The sequence below is a fragment of the Mycobacterium pinniadriaticum genome (assembly GCF_026242045.1).
GTDB classification, from domain to species: Bacteria; Actinomycetota; Actinomycetes; order Mycobacteriales; family Mycobacteriaceae; genus Mycobacterium; species Mycobacterium pinniadriaticum.
In genome coordinates this window covers 53,246-66,312 of sequence record NZ_JAPJDO010000005.1, presented here as the reverse complement: position 1 = coordinate 66,312, position 13,067 = coordinate 53,246, and the positions used below count along the sequence as shown (strand labels likewise).

Below are 13,067 nucleotides of genomic sequence, written 5' to 3'. Positions count from 1 at the left end.
GCTAGCTCCGCGCGATCTCTGCGCGAACCGCCCCCAGCGCCGCATCGATTCCGGCCGCGTTCTTGCCCGACCCCTGGGCCAGATCGGCCTTGCCGCCACCCCGCCCGTCGACGGCCGACGAGATCTGCTTGATCAGGTCGTTGGCGCGCACACCGGCGTCCTGCGCGGCCGGGTTGGCGGCAACGACAAAAGGAACGGTCCCCACTCCGTCGGTTTCGGGGCCTTCGGCGATGAGCACCACGACCGCGGGCTCCGAGCCCATCTTGCCGCGGATGTCGCCGACGAGGGAGCGCAGATCAGCAGCATTCATACCGCCTGACATCCGTTGTGCCACCAACCGGACCTTACCGACCTGCTCGGCACCCGCGGCGGCGTTCGCCGCGGCGGCTCGGGCGGTCGCCAGGCGCACCCGGTCGAGTTCCTTCTCGGCGGCCTTGAGCCGTTCGATCAGCGTGGCGACCCGGGCCGGCACCTCCTCGGACGGCACCTTCAGCGAGGAAGCCAGCCCGGCCATCAGCGCGCGCTCCTTGGCCAGATGCCGGAACGAATCCAGGCCGACGTACGCCTCGACCCGGCGCACACCGGAGCCGACGGACGACTCGCCCAGGATGGTGACGGGCCCGATCTGCGCGGAGTTGTTCACATGGGTGCCGCCGCACAGTTCCAGCGAGAACGGCCCGCCGATGTCGACGACGCGAACCTGGTCGGGGTACTGCTCGCCGAACATGGCCATGGCACCCATGGCCTTGGCCTTGTCCAACTCGGTGATGAACGTGTTGACCGGGAAGTCGGCCTCGACGGCCTCGTTGGTCACCTCTTCAACCTGCGTCCGCTGGTCCTCGCTCAACGGGCCCTGCCAGTTGAAGTCGAACCGCAGATAGCCCGGCCTGTTCAGCGAACCCGCCTGAACGGCATTGGGCCCCAATACCTGTCGCAGTGCGGCGTGCACCATGTGAGTGCCCGAATGCCCCTGGGTGGCACCGTGGCGCCACTGGGGGTCGACCGCCGCGGTCACGGTGTCGCCCTCGACGAACTCGCCGGAGGAGACGTTGACCCGATGCACCCACAGCGTCTTGGCGATCTTCTGCACATCGGTGACCGCCGCTTTGGCCGACCCACTGCCACCGGTGCCACTGATCCAGCCCGCGTCGGCGATCTGCCCGCCGGATTCGGCGTAGAGCGGGGTGCGGTCCAGCACGATCTCGACGCGCTCCGGAGGCGGGGATTCGGAATGCACCCGCGGGCGGTGGACCACCACCGGCACCCGTTTGCCGTCAACGAATATGCCGAGAATCCGTGCCTCGGAAGTCAATTCGTCGAACCCGGTGAACTCGGTCGGATGAGCGTCGACCAGGTCCCGGAACGCCGAGAGGTCGGCATGGGCGTGCTTACGAGCGGCGGCGTCGGCCTTGGCCCGACGGCGCTGCTCGGCCATCAGCTCACGGAAACCCAGCTCGTCGACGCTCAGGCCGGCCTCGGCGGCCATCTCCAGGGTGAGTTCGATCGGGAAACCGTAGGTGTCGTGCAAGGTGAACGCATCCGAGCCGCCCAGGACCGTCTTGCCGGCCGATTTCGTGGCTGCGGCAGCCTCTTCGAACAGTTTTGATCCCGACACCAGCGTCCGGTTGAACGCGGTCTCCTCGGCCACCGCGATGCGCTGGATGCGGTCGAAGTCGCTGACCAGCTCGGGATAGGACGGACCCATCGCGTCACGCACCGTGATCATCAGTTCCGCCATGACGGGCCGCTCGACACCGAGCAACTTGGCCGCCCGGATGATGCGCCGCAGCAATCGGCGCAGCACGTAGCCGCGGCCCTCGTTGCCGGGAGTGACGCCGTCGCCGATGATGATCGCCGCGGTACGGCTGTGGTCGGCGATGACCCGGTAGCGGACGTCGTCATCATGACTGCCCTGGCCGTACCCGCGCGGCGCATACTCCGCGACCTTGTCGATCACCGGCCGTAGCAGGTCGGTTTCGTAGACGTTGTCGACGTTCTGCAGCAGACAGGCGATGCGCTCGACACCCATACCGGTGTCGATGTTCTTGCGCGGCAGCGGGCCCAGGATCTCGAAGTCTTCCTTCGAGGTGCCCTCACCGCGCTCGTTCTGCATGAACACGAGATTCCAGATCTCGATGTAGCGGTTCTCGTCGGCTTCGGGCCCGCCCTCGACGCCGTACTCCGGGCCACGGTCGTAGTAGATCTCCGAGCACGGGCCGCAGGGACCGGGAATTCCCATCGACCAGTAGTTGTCGGCCATCCCTCGGCGCTGGATCCGGTCGATCGGCAGGCCGGCGACCTCCTGCCACAGTTGCACGGCTTCATCGTCGTCGTAGAAGACGGTCGCCCACAGCCGCTCGGGGTCGAAACCGTAACCACCGTCGGCGACCGGGGTGGTCAACAGCGACCAGGCCAGTTCGATCGCGCGGCGCTTGAAGTAGTCGCCGAAGGAGAAGTTGCCCGCCATCTGGAAAAAGGTGTTGTGGCGGGTGGTGATGCCCACCTCGTCGATGTCGGGGGTGCGGATGCATTTCTGGATGCTGGTGGCCGTGGCGTACGGCGGGGTGCGCTGCCCGAGGAAGAACGGCACGAACTGCACCATGCCCGCATTGACGAACAGCAGGTTCGGGTCGTCGAGGATCACCGAGGCACTGGGCACCTCGGTGTGACCTGCCTTCACGAAGTGATCCAGGAACCGCTTCCTGATCTCGTGTGTCTGCACTGAATTTCCTTGCGTTCTTAGGTGCGGCTCGACGGACGCTTCGACCGCACCACATTACCGGTCGGCCCAGCTTGGCCCGTCAGCCGCTCAGGAAGCTGAGCCGGACCGACCGGCGCGGGTTGTCTCGGTTCAGGTCGACCAGCACCACGCTCTGCCAGGTTCCGAGTAGTGGAGCACCGCCGGCCACCGGGAGCGTTACCGACGGCGTCACGAGGGCCGGCAGCAGATGGTCGGCGCCATGGCCCGGCGAGCCGTGTGCGTGCCGGTACCGATCATCGCGCGGCAGCAGGCGTTCCAGGGTGTCGAGCAGGTCGTCGTCGGAGCCGGCCCCGGTCTCGATCACGGCGACGCCGGCAGTGGCGTGCGGGACGAACACGTTGCACAGGCCGTCACCGCGACCGCGGCAGAACGACCGCACCTCGTCGGTGAGGTCGACGATCCGCCGCCGCGAACTGTCGATGTCGAGCACATCGGTATCCACCGTTCCCAGCCTAGGTGACCTGGGAGAAAACGTTGCCAGCTGATACCGGGTGGAGGAAGGTGGGAAGTGCCGGTGGCGCCACCGGGGCGCTGCCCCGAGTCGAAGGGGGGTGGACCGTGCACGCACGATCTACCACGTTTGTCGCGCGCCCGGATTGCATCGACGCCGGAATCGCGGTGTTTCGCGCCGAGGTGATGCCCGCCTTGCAGGACATGACCGGATGTGTCGGCGTTTCACTGCTGGCCGACCACGAATCGGGTCGCTGCATTGCCACCACCGCCTGGGAGAACAAGACGGCGATGCAGTCCGGCGCCGACCAGGTACGGCCGCTGCGCGCCCGGGCGGCCAAGGCGTTCGGTGCCACCACATCGGTGGACGAATGGGAGATCGCGGCCGTGCATCGCGATCACCGTTCAGGAGAAGGGGCCTGCGTGCGCGCCACCTGGCTCAAGGCCCGGCCCGACCAATTCGACCGGGCCCTCGAGTTCTACAAGACGACGGTGCTTCCGGAGATCGAACAACTCGACGGATTCTGTAGCACCAGCCTGATGAGCGATCGCGCCTCGGGTCGCGCCGTGGTCTCGACCACCTATGACAGTCGTGGCGCCATGGAGCACAGCCGCGATGCGGCGAGGTCGCTGCGGACCGCCCTGCTGCGCGATCTGGGCGCCGATCAACTCGACGTCGGCGAATTCGAATTGGCCCTCGCCCACCTGCGCGTGCCCGAAATGGCCTGACCCGGCGGGACCTAAGCCTCTCCCCTGCGGCCCGTCCCGGGACTACGTTCTCCGGCTATGGGCAAGCAGAGACCGATTCTGGCCGCAGGGATGGCGGCGGCGGGTATCGCCGGGCTCTACCGCTGGGCTGTGCGGCCGAAGATGTACACCTGGGGCGCCACCGACGAGGAGATCGCCGCCGAGCTCCCCGGTGACACGTTGGCCGAAGCGGGGGCGCCACGCACCACCCGCGCCGTCACCATCGACGCCCCGGTCGAGGAGGTCTGGCCGTGGTTGGCGCAGATCGGCGAGTGCCGCGGCGGCTTCTACAGTTACGACTTCCTCGAGCGGCTGGCGGGTGCACGGATCCGCAATGCCGATGTGGTGCATCCGGAATGGCAGGAGCTGCAGGTCGGCGACAGTGTCTGGCTGGCCCGCCGGTACGGGCAGCGGGCCCGACAGCTGGTCGCCGAGGTGGTGCCCAACTCGCATCTGGTGCTGATGTCGGCCCCCGACTACGAGCGGGTGCAGCGCGGCGAGAAGGCCTTCGGCTCGTGGGCGTTCTACCTACGCCCGCAGGACGGCCGGACCCGGCTGCTGGCCCGCGGCATCGGCGGCGCGGTCGGGATCACCAGCTTCGACATCGTGCACTTCGTCATGGAACGCGGAATGTTGCGCGGAATCCGCGAGCGTGCGCAGACCAACGTTGACCGGACACTGCTTCCACGCCATTGATCGGCGTCAGCGCTTGCGCCGGATGATCGCCCGCAGCTTGTCCAGCCGGCCCGAGATCTCCCGCTCCGCTCCGTGATTGGTCGGTCGGTAGTAGTCGACGCCGACCACCTCGTCGGGCGGATACTGTTGCGGCACAACACCGTCGGGGTCGTCGTGTGGATAACGATAGCCGACGGCATTGCCCAGTTTGGCCGCGCCCGCGTAGTGCCCGTCGCGTAGGTGAGCCGGCACCAGGCCCGCCTTGCCGGCGCGAATATCGTTCATCGCGGCACCCAGCGCGGTGGTGACGGCGTTTGATTTCGGCGCGGTGGCCAGATGCACGGTGGCATGCGCGAGGGTCAACTGCGCTTCGGGCATGCCGATCAGCGCGACGGTTTGTGCGGCAGCCACGGCGGTCTGCAGCGCCGACGGGTCGGCCATCCCGATGTCCTCGCTGGCCAGGATCATCAGCCGCCGGGCGACGAATCGGGGGTCCTCCCCTGCGACCAGCATCCGGGCCAGATAGTGCAGTGCGGCATCGACGTCCGAGCCGCGGATCGACTTGATGAACGCGCTGATGACGTCGTAGTGCTGGTCGCCGTCGCGGTCGTAGCGGACGGCCGCCTTGTCCAGCGATTGCTCGATCACCTCGACGGTGACGGGTGAACCGCTTTCCGCCGCCACCTCCAGCGCGGTCAGCGCTCGGCGGGCATCACCGGCGGACAGCTGCACCAACAGATCGACGGCGTCGTCATCGACGACCACCGTGCCAGCCAGCCCACGCGGGTCGTCGATCGCCCGTTGTACGACGGTGCGGATGCTGTCGGTGCTCAGCGGCTGCAGCTGCAGGATCAACGATCGGGACAGCAGCGGGGCGACGACGGAGAAGGACGGGTTCTCGGTGGTCGCGGCCACCAGCAACACGACCCGGTTCTCCACCGCGGCCAGCAGGGCGTCCTGCTGGGTCTTGGAGAACCGGTGTACCTCGTCGATGAACAGCACGGTCTGCTCGCCGTAGGCCGCGGCGCGGCGCGCGGTGTCGATGACGGCCCGCACTTCCTTGACACCGGCGCTCAGCGCCGAGAGCGCCTCGAAGCGGCGGCCGGTGGCCTGGGACACCAGTGACGCCAGCGTGGTCTTACCGGTGCCGGGCGGGCCGTAGAGGATCACCGAAGCCGCACCCGAGCCCTCCACCAGCCGCCGTAGCGGCGAGCCGGGGCGCAGCAGATTCTCCTGGCCGACCACTTCGTCCAGGCTGGCCGGGCGCATCCGGACGGCCAACGGAGCCGACACCGGCGCTGCCGAGCCGGCCCGATCATCCCCGCCGGGCACGTCGAACAGACTGTCGGACACGCCCTCAGACTTACCACGTTCGTAATGTGGTCGTCGTGACTGCGCGCGGCTGGGTTCTGTTCGCGGCGATGAGCGTCATCTGGGGGATCCCGTATCTGCTGATCAAGGTGGCAGTCGACGAGGTGTCGGTGCCGGTGCTGGTGTTCGCCCGCTCCGCCGTGGGCGCGGTGCTGCTGCTCCCCCTGGCCGTGTCGCGGAAGAACCGTGGGCTGTTGCGTCGGCACTGGCAGGCGGTGGCGGCGTTCGCGTTCTTCGAGATCATCGCGGCCTGGCTGCTGCTGTCGGATGCCGAACGGCATCTGACGAGCTCGCTGACCGGGTTACTGATCGCCGCCGCGCCGATCATCGCCGCCGTCCTGGACCGGCTGACCGGCGGTGAACGGCTCGGACCGACCAGGGTGGCCGGGCTGGCGATCGGATTGAGCGGGGTCGCCGTGCTGGCGGGTCCGGGCTTGTCGGCGGGTGGCGCCTGGCCGGTGATCGAGGTGTTGCTGACGGCGACCTGTTATGCCATCGCGCCGCTGGTCGCCGCGCGATATCTGGCCGACGTGCCCGGCCCGGCGCTGACATCGGCCTGCCTGGGGCTGGCGGCGCTGGTGTATCTGACGCCGGCGGCCCTGAGCTGGCCGCAGCAGGTGCTGACCGGACGTGCGTATGCGGCCATCGCGGCCCTGGCGGGCATCTGCACGGCGCTGGCGTTCGTCGTGTTCTTCGCGCTGATCCGGGAGGTGGGGGCCACGCGCGCGTTGCTGTTCACCTACGTCAACCCGGCCGTGGCGCTGGTCGCCGGAGTGGTGTTGCTGCGCGAGCCACTGACCTGGTTCCACATCGCCGGTCTGGTACTGATCCTGGCCGGCTCGGTGCTGGCCAGCCGGGTGACGCCGAGCACGAGGTCAGAAGACGTCGCCCACCAGTAGCCGGCATGCGACATCGACATCGGCCAGCGCATCCTCGGGGCGCAGCGCACCGCCGACCGTCCAGGTGAGGATGCCGAAAGCGGCCTGCTGCACCAGCCGGGTGCGCCGCAGCTGTTCGTCGCTCGGGTTGTCGACACCGGCGATCTTCAAGATGAGTTCGCGCAGGGTGGGATCATCGGGGGCATCGGCCTGAGCCCGCACGATCTGGGTGGACGTGATCATCGCGTGGGCAAGATGCTTGTGGCGCAGCAGGTTTCGACATGCGGCAACCATCAGCTCGGCGATGTCGTCGGCCGCGTTGCCGCTGGGCGGCGGCGGACGGAACCGAGCCACCTGGTCGTCGAGCACCGCGGCGAACACGTGATGCTTCGACGGGTAGTAGCGGTAGAGCGTGCGTAGCGCGACACCGGCGTCCGCGGCGATCTCCTGGGCCTGGATCCGGTCGATGTCCTTGGCCGAGCCCAGCCGTGCGGCCGCGGTCAGGATGGCGCCACGACGACTCTCCTGATCGTCGGTCGCCGGACGGGCCGGCGCACGGGGCTCTCCGATCCGCGGCATGCCCCTCAGTATCGGCTATGGGCCAGGCCACCGCGCACCAGTACCGATCAGCGAGACCCTCGTCACCGGTCACGTCGCCGCGGGTGACGATCGGTACGTGTCGTATGCGAAGTACGGTCCGTGGGCGGTGATCGCCGGCGGTTCCGAAGGCGTGGGCGCCGAATTCGCCCGCCTGCTCGCCGGCGCGGGCGTCAATCTCGTTCTGGTGGCCCGCAAGCCGGACCCGTTGGCGGTGACCGCCGCCGCCTGCCGTGAGCTCGGCGTCGAAGTGCGGACTCTGGCAACAGATCTCGTCGACCCGCGGGCCGTCGACGCGTTGACGTCGGTGACCGACGGGCTCGAGGTGGGATTGTTCATCTACAACGCCGGCGCCAATACCTGCAGCGCCGAGTTCCTCGACGCCGACCTCGCGGATTTTCAACGGGTGATCGACCTCAACATCACCACGATGATGGCGTGTGTGCAGCATTACGGTCGGCCGATGCGCGAGCGCGGGCGCGGCGGCATCCTGCTGGTGGGTTCGATGTCGGGCTATCTGGGATCGGTGCGCCACACCGTCTACGGCGGGGTGAAGGCCTACGGCCGCATCTTCGCCGAGGGACTGTGGCTGGAGCTGCGCGAGCACGGGGTCGATGTGCTGGAGCTGGTTCTCGGCGTGACACGAACACCGGCGATGGAACGGGTGGGCCTCAACTTCGATGTTCCCGGGATACGGGTGGCCGACCCGGCGGACGTGGCGCGTGAGGGTCTCGACCGGTTGCCCTACGGGCCGGTCCATGTCGCCGGCGGCAACGCCGACGACGTTGCTCGGCGCAATGATCCGGATCGCGCGAAGGTGGTCGCAGGCGCCCACCGGATGATGCAGAAACTGATGCGGTTGGATTGAGAGCGGCGAAATCTGACTACTCAGGCGACGCAGTCCGCCCGCCGCGCCGTCCTGTCATGGGGTGAACGCACCCACCAGTCGCGCGACTGGTCCTCGATCACCTCTTGGTACAGCAGCTGCAACTGCTCGATCCAGGTGTCCATGGAGAATTTCTCTTCGATGCGCGCCCGCCCGGCGGCACCGTATTCGGCCGCCAGGGCCGGCTCGCCGATCGTCTCGAGTAATGCCGCGCTCAGCGCAGGCACGTCGTGCAGCGGCACCAGACGGCCGGTGAGTCTGTCGACGACGATTTCACGCGTCCCGCCGGCATCGGCGGCCACCACCGGCAGCCCGCACGCGCCCGCTTCGATGAGTGCGGTCGGCAACGCTTCTTCGACCGAAGCGGTTACGACCCCGTCGACGGTTCCCAGAATGTCGGCGACGTCGTTGCGGAAGCCGAGAAACTGAACCGAATCGCCCAGTCCGGCATCGGCCACCGCCCGTTCGACGCCACCCCGGCTTGGTCCGTCACCGACCACGAGCAGAGTTGCGTCGGGGTGAACCGCGACGACGTCGGCCCACGCGCGGACCAGCTCGACATGGTTCTTGTTCGGCCGCAATGCGGCGACCGTGGCCCAGACGGGTCCCCTTCCCCGGCGCGTACTGCGATGTGCCTGATACTGATTCAGGTCGACGCCGTTGTGGATGACCCGCCACGTCGACCCGACGGGACCGTGCGACTGGGCATAGCGGTCATGCGCGTACTGGGATACGGTCACCAGCCGCCCCAACGCCGCGGGCAGCCAGGTCGCGAGGCGTTCCTTGATCCAGTCGCCACGGCCAGCGTTTGTCTGCGGGTTGACGTGCAGGGTCGCGACGACCGGCTTACGGGCCAACCACGCCGCCAGGCTCACCAGAATCGCCGAGGTGGTGAGGTGGGCGTGGATGACGTCCACCGGAGCCGACCGGAACTTTCGGACGAGTCGCACGAAACCTGCGACGTCCCGCAGTCGGCGCACGTCGAGGTACGTCGGCCGCGGGCCTACCTGGGTGAGCCGCTCGACCACGTCGACACTACTCCGCTCGGCGGGCGCCAGGCTCGCCACCGAGACCTCCATCGTGTCCGGGGCACACCGCACCAGCTCCGCGGTGAGTGTCTCGGCCCCACCGGCGCTGAACGAATCCAGGACCATCAGCACCCGTGTCGGATTCGGCGGTCGATCATCGTCGTTGCTCATTGTTCGGTGCGGCTCCTTCGGCTGCTTCATTGCCAGCCCCTCGCCAACGTGCCCCGGCGAGGAGATCTAGCAATCTCTTGACTATAGTCAAATAAGTTCGAGCACGGCTGGACGGGACGTGGTAGTGAAAACTGAATTGATGCCACTCAATCAGCCACGATGCTCGAAAAACACATCTCCATCCGGATTTCTCCATGCACTCTAGCGCAGAGCAATCTACGCGCTCATTCATTTTTAGCAACGATTCAACGCGAGCACCACCTGTCTGAGTGTGACTAAGGTGATTCGGGTGGCATGGATTAGCCGGAAGAACCTCGCCGCCATAGTGCTACGCGCGGTCGGCGCTGCCGCCCTCGCGCGGCACCGCCACCGCGGCCGACTGGCGATCCTGATGTATCACGGCATCGAGCCGGCGCCCCTGTCCCCGGCCTGCTGGCACGTCCTCGATACCGCGGCCCTCCGGCGGCAGCTGACGTACCTGCGTCGGCATTTTCACGTACTACCGCTCGACGAGGCCCTCGAGCGGCTACAGGACGGGACCCTGCCCGATCGAGCGGTGAGCATCACCTTCGACGACGGGACCCGTAACCTCGCCACACATGCCGCGCCGGTACTCGACGCTCTGGGTCTTCCCGCCGCAGTGTTCCTGGCCACGGGACCGATGGGAAGCGACGAAGCGCTGTGGCCCGACCGTCTCTGGCTGGCATTCACACGCACCAAGCTGGCCGACGTCGACCTCACCCAGCTCGGACTCGGCGAGCAGCCGTTGGCGAGCCCGACCGACCGAGGCTCGGCGTATGCCCTCACCGTCAATCGGCTCAAGGAACTGCCTGACGAACAGCGGGCCGAGCGACTCCGGTCGATCGTCACAACCCTTCGCCCCGAAGGCGACGGAGATCCCGGCCCGTTTCGCTTGCTGTCCTGGCAAGAGGCACATGGAATGGCCGCGAACGGATCGGTCACGCTTCACCCACACTCGGTGACGCACCCAATTCTCTCGCGATGCTCGAATGACAAGATTCACCAAGAGATTTCAAACTCGTGCGCGATCCTGGAGCGTGAAACCGGTTTCGCGCCCAGAGTTTTCGCGTATCCAAACGGCCGTGCCCAGGACTTCGACGAGCGGGCCAGGGCCGCACTGCGCGGCCGCGGCGTGCGCTGGGCGCTCGCGACCATCGAAGGATTCGCCGATCGGCACTCGGACCCGCTCGCGCTGCCGCGGCTGGCAATCGGCAGCGACCTGTCCTTCGCGAGTTTCTGCGCAATGGTGTCAGGAGTGTCGCCGCGGAGGCGCAGCGACGCTGCGTCCGTCCGCGCCACCAATACCGCAACGAGCGCCTGACAACATCGGGCGAGCATTCGGTCCGAGATGACCAACCCGATCGCCGCGCGCGAACCGATCGTCTCCGCGGTCGGACACCGTCGGCCGATGGATCGGCGCGATTCGCGGCGACCGATAAGGGGCCCGCCCGGGAATCATCCCGGGCGGGCCATATTGGGAGAGTTGGGTTTTCAGCTCAGCCGAGTGTCTCCGTTAACGATGCTCGCCCTGACCGGAACACCGTTGATGGTGGTCTGAAAGCTGCCGAACTGCATCGCCGGGGCCGGCGAGAGGACGCGGGCCAGCCGGCGCTGACGCACCTGGTCGCGGAACGCCTGTTCGTTGGCCTGCACCAGGTCGGAGGTGTCGTCCTCGTCGGTCGGACGGAACTGCACCCCGGTCATCGTGTGGTCGGGCCGGACCACCCAGGAGGCCCGCACGCCGTCGACGGCGGCGGTGTACATCCCCGCCGGCGCCGCGACCGAGGCCGCGGTGAACGTGTAATCCACATCGTTCATCGTCAGCTCCCCCACCACGTCGGTTCCGTTGAACGACGCCTTCAGCGTGTCCTGGTATTTCGAGGTGATGTCGAGCTCGCCATCCTTCTGGGTGCCGAAGAACCACGCTTCGTCGGTGCTGCCGTCACAGGCGTAGGCGGCGATCTTGTCGCCCTCCACGGCCACACCGATGGTCATTGTCTTGCCGTCTGCCATCGGCATGTCGGCGATGTAGTGCGCCGACTGCGGGAAATCCGTCACAGTCGCGGTGCTCGACGAGGGTGCCGGGGAATCCGCGGTGGTGCTGGATCCGCCGGAACAGGCAGCGACGGTGCCGAAAGCGACCGTCGCAGCAACGCCGGCCAGCAGGGTGCGTAAGTGTTTTTTCATGTCACCAGCTTCGATCAACGATCGGAGCGGTGCTTGGAGAAAGTGTGGAGATTGAGTGGAGATCGAGCCCGGCCCTCAGGAGGCGAGGAACCGGCGAACTTCGTCGCAGAACACCTGCCAGGCCGGCTCAGCCGCGGTCAGCAAGTGGTTGTTGCTCGCCAACGCGACCAACCGGGATCCGGGAATCAACTCGGCGAGTTCCTCGCCGAACCGCATCGGCACCCGGTGGTCGTTACGCGAGTGCATGATCAGCGTCGGGCAGTGCACCCGCTTCGCCGCCTCGTGGACATCGATGCCGGCGAACTGGGTCAAGAACCGCACCGCGTTCTCCGGCGAGGTGGTGCGCCGCTGCAGCTGATCGAAGTCCGCCCAATCCGAGCGGCTGCCGTCGGGCAGGAACTGGGCAGCGAACACCTGACGGAACGCGGGGTCGTCGCGGCCCCAACCGACCCGGGCCAGTTCCAGGTCCAGCGCTGCGGCGCGCTGCTCCTCGGGGCCCACGGCGCGCACTCCGCGCCCGCGCGCGTACGCGCTGCAGAGCACCAGGTGGCTCACCTTCTCCGGGTGCCGCGCAGCGTACTCGATCGCCACCGCACCGCCTTGTGACACACCTAACAGCGGAAAGCTCTGCAGCCCAACGGCATCGGCCACGGACTCCAGGTCGGCCACCCAGTCTTCGAAGGTGAACTCCCCCACCTCCCAATCCGAGAGCCCGCAGCCGCGTTCGTCGTACCGGATGAACGTGTGCTCCTCGGACAGTTCACTGACCCAATGCCGCCACACCGGGCTCTCGATGTCGTAGGCCAGATGGGTCATCCAGTTGGCGGCCCGCACCAGCGGCGGCCCCGCACCGGCGGTCGCATACGCAAGGCGCACACCATCGGCTGCCCGGCAGAACGAGATGTGCTGCGGCGGCGCGGCGGTGACCACCGGTCCCGCGATCGTCGTCACCACCGTCCCGACGAATCGGTAGCCACGACCGCGCACGGTCCGGATATAGCGTTGCGACTCCCCGTCGTCTCCGAGTGCGCGGCGCGCGGCCTTGATCCGGCTGGTCAATGCCGCTTCGCCGACGAACTTGCCGCCCCAGACCGAATCGAACAGTTCCTCTTTGGTGACCACCCGTTCGTGATGGGTGACGAGGTGCGCCATGACGTCGAACACCTGCGGTTCGACCCGGACCACCGTCTCCCCGGAACGCAGTTCGTAGTTGCGGGTGTCGAGAACGAAGTCGTCGAAGCGCCAGACGCCCGATTCCGCGGGCACCGAAGAATCCGGCTCCGGCAGCACGGGCC

The 13,067-nt window shown here is 67.5% G+C and carries 12 protein-coding genes; 5 read left to right on the top strand and 7 right to left on the bottom strand.

Features of this window, described 5'->3' with window-relative positions; translation table 11 throughout:
- Nucleotide 1: 1 nt before the first annotated feature.
- Nucleotides 2-2,722: an alanine--tRNA ligase gene (gene alaS / locus ORI27_RS07870; protein ID WP_265996267.1), complete on the bottom strand. Its 2,721-nt coding sequence runs from the start codon at nucleotides 2,720-2,722 to the stop codon at nucleotides 2-4.
- Between the two features lie 79 nt (nucleotides 2,723-2,801).
- Nucleotides 2,802-3,191: a secondary thiamine-phosphate synthase enzyme YjbQ gene (locus tag ORI27_RS07865; protein ID WP_265996362.1), complete on the bottom strand. Its 390-nt coding sequence runs from the start codon at nucleotides 3,189-3,191 to the stop codon at nucleotides 2,802-2,804.
- Nucleotides 3,192-3,319: 128 nt separating this feature from the next.
- On the opposite strand from ORI27_RS07865, the gene ORI27_RS07860 reads away from it, so the two are divergent.
- Complete coding sequence (locus ORI27_RS07860; RefSeq protein WP_265996268.1) at nucleotides 3,320-3,940, top strand: hypothetical protein; 621 nt, start codon at nucleotides 3,320-3,322, stop codon at nucleotides 3,938-3,940.
- Between the two features lie 57 nt (nucleotides 3,941-3,997).
- Nucleotides 3,998-4,654, top strand: coding sequence for a hypothetical protein (locus ORI27_RS07855; protein ID WP_265996269.1), 657 nt, complete (start codon nucleotides 3,998-4,000; stop codon nucleotides 4,652-4,654).
- A gap of 6 nt (nucleotides 4,655-4,660) precedes the next feature.
- Here the strand turns inward: ORI27_RS07855 and ORI27_RS07850 are convergent, their stop codons facing one another.
- Entirely contained in the window at nucleotides 4,661-5,986 is a 1,326-nt protein-coding gene (locus ORI27_RS07850; RefSeq protein WP_265996270.1) for a replication-associated recombination protein A, read from the bottom strand.
- Between the two features lie 35 nt (nucleotides 5,987-6,021).
- Here ORI27_RS07850 and ORI27_RS07845 point away from each other — a divergent pair, with 35 nt between their 5' ends.
- On the top strand, nucleotides 6,022-6,903 hold the full coding sequence (locus tag ORI27_RS07845; protein ID WP_265996271.1) for a DMT family transporter: 882 nt from the start codon (nucleotides 6,022-6,024) through the stop codon (nucleotides 6,901-6,903).
- On the opposite strand, the gene ORI27_RS07840 is transcribed toward ORI27_RS07845, so the two are convergent.
- Nucleotides 6,880-7,461 carry a TetR family transcriptional regulator gene (locus tag ORI27_RS07840; protein WP_265996272.1) on the bottom strand — a complete coding sequence of 194 codons (582 nt, stop codon included), beginning with the start codon at nucleotides 7,459-7,461 and terminating at the stop codon, nucleotides 6,880-6,882. The genes ORI27_RS07845 and ORI27_RS07840 overlap by 24 nt on opposite strands.
- Before the next feature lie 97 nt (nucleotides 7,462-7,558).
- Here ORI27_RS07840 and ORI27_RS07835 point away from each other — a divergent pair, with 97 nt between their 5' ends.
- On the top strand, nucleotides 7,559-8,347 hold the full coding sequence (locus tag ORI27_RS07835; RefSeq protein ID WP_265996364.1) for an SDR family NAD(P)-dependent oxidoreductase: 789 nt from the start codon (nucleotides 7,559-7,561) through the stop codon (nucleotides 8,345-8,347).
- Between the two features lie 20 nt (nucleotides 8,348-8,367).
- Here the strand turns inward: ORI27_RS07835 and ORI27_RS07830 are convergent, their stop codons facing one another.
- Complete coding sequence (locus ORI27_RS07830) at nucleotides 8,368-9,564, bottom strand: glycosyltransferase family 4 protein (protein WP_265996273.1); 1,197 nt, start codon at nucleotides 9,562-9,564, stop codon at nucleotides 8,368-8,370.
- 289 nt (nucleotides 9,565-9,853) lie between these two features.
- Here ORI27_RS07830 and ORI27_RS07825 point away from each other — a divergent pair, with 289 nt between their 5' ends.
- Complete coding sequence (locus tag ORI27_RS07825; RefSeq protein ID WP_265996274.1) at nucleotides 9,854-10,906, top strand: polysaccharide deacetylase family protein; 1,053 nt, start codon at nucleotides 9,854-9,856, stop codon at nucleotides 10,904-10,906.
- A 170-nt stretch (nucleotides 10,907-11,076) separates the two neighbouring features.
- Here ORI27_RS07825 and ORI27_RS07820 read toward each other — a convergent pair whose 3' ends face one another.
- Nucleotides 11,077-11,772 (bottom strand): hypothetical protein, encoded by a 696-nt coding sequence (locus tag ORI27_RS07820; protein WP_265996275.1) that lies wholly within the window; start codon nucleotides 11,770-11,772, stop codon nucleotides 11,077-11,079.
- Nucleotides 11,773-11,847: 75 nt separating this feature from the next.
- A complete protein-coding gene (locus ORI27_RS07815) occupies nucleotides 11,848-13,062 on the bottom strand; it encodes an alpha/beta fold hydrolase (protein WP_265996276.1) in 1,215 nt (404 codons plus the stop codon).
- Nucleotides 13,063-13,067 lie beyond the last annotated feature (5 nt).

Coding starts and splice junctions, on each gene's coding strand:
- ORI27_RS07855 (WP_265996269.1), top strand. CDS start 3,998: ATGGGCAAGCAGAGACCGATTCTGGCCGCAGGGATGGCGGCGGCGGGT.
- ORI27_RS07840 (WP_265996272.1), bottom strand. CDS start 7,461: ATGCCGCGGATCGGAGAGCCCCGTGCGCCGGCCCGTCCGGCGACCGAC.
- ORI27_RS07830 (WP_265996273.1), bottom strand. CDS start 9,564: ATGAGCAACGACGATGATCGACCGCCGAATCCGACACGGGTGCTGATG.
- ORI27_RS07820 (WP_265996275.1), bottom strand. CDS start 11,772: ATGAAAAAACACTTACGCACCCTGCTGGCCGGCGTTGCTGCGACGGTC.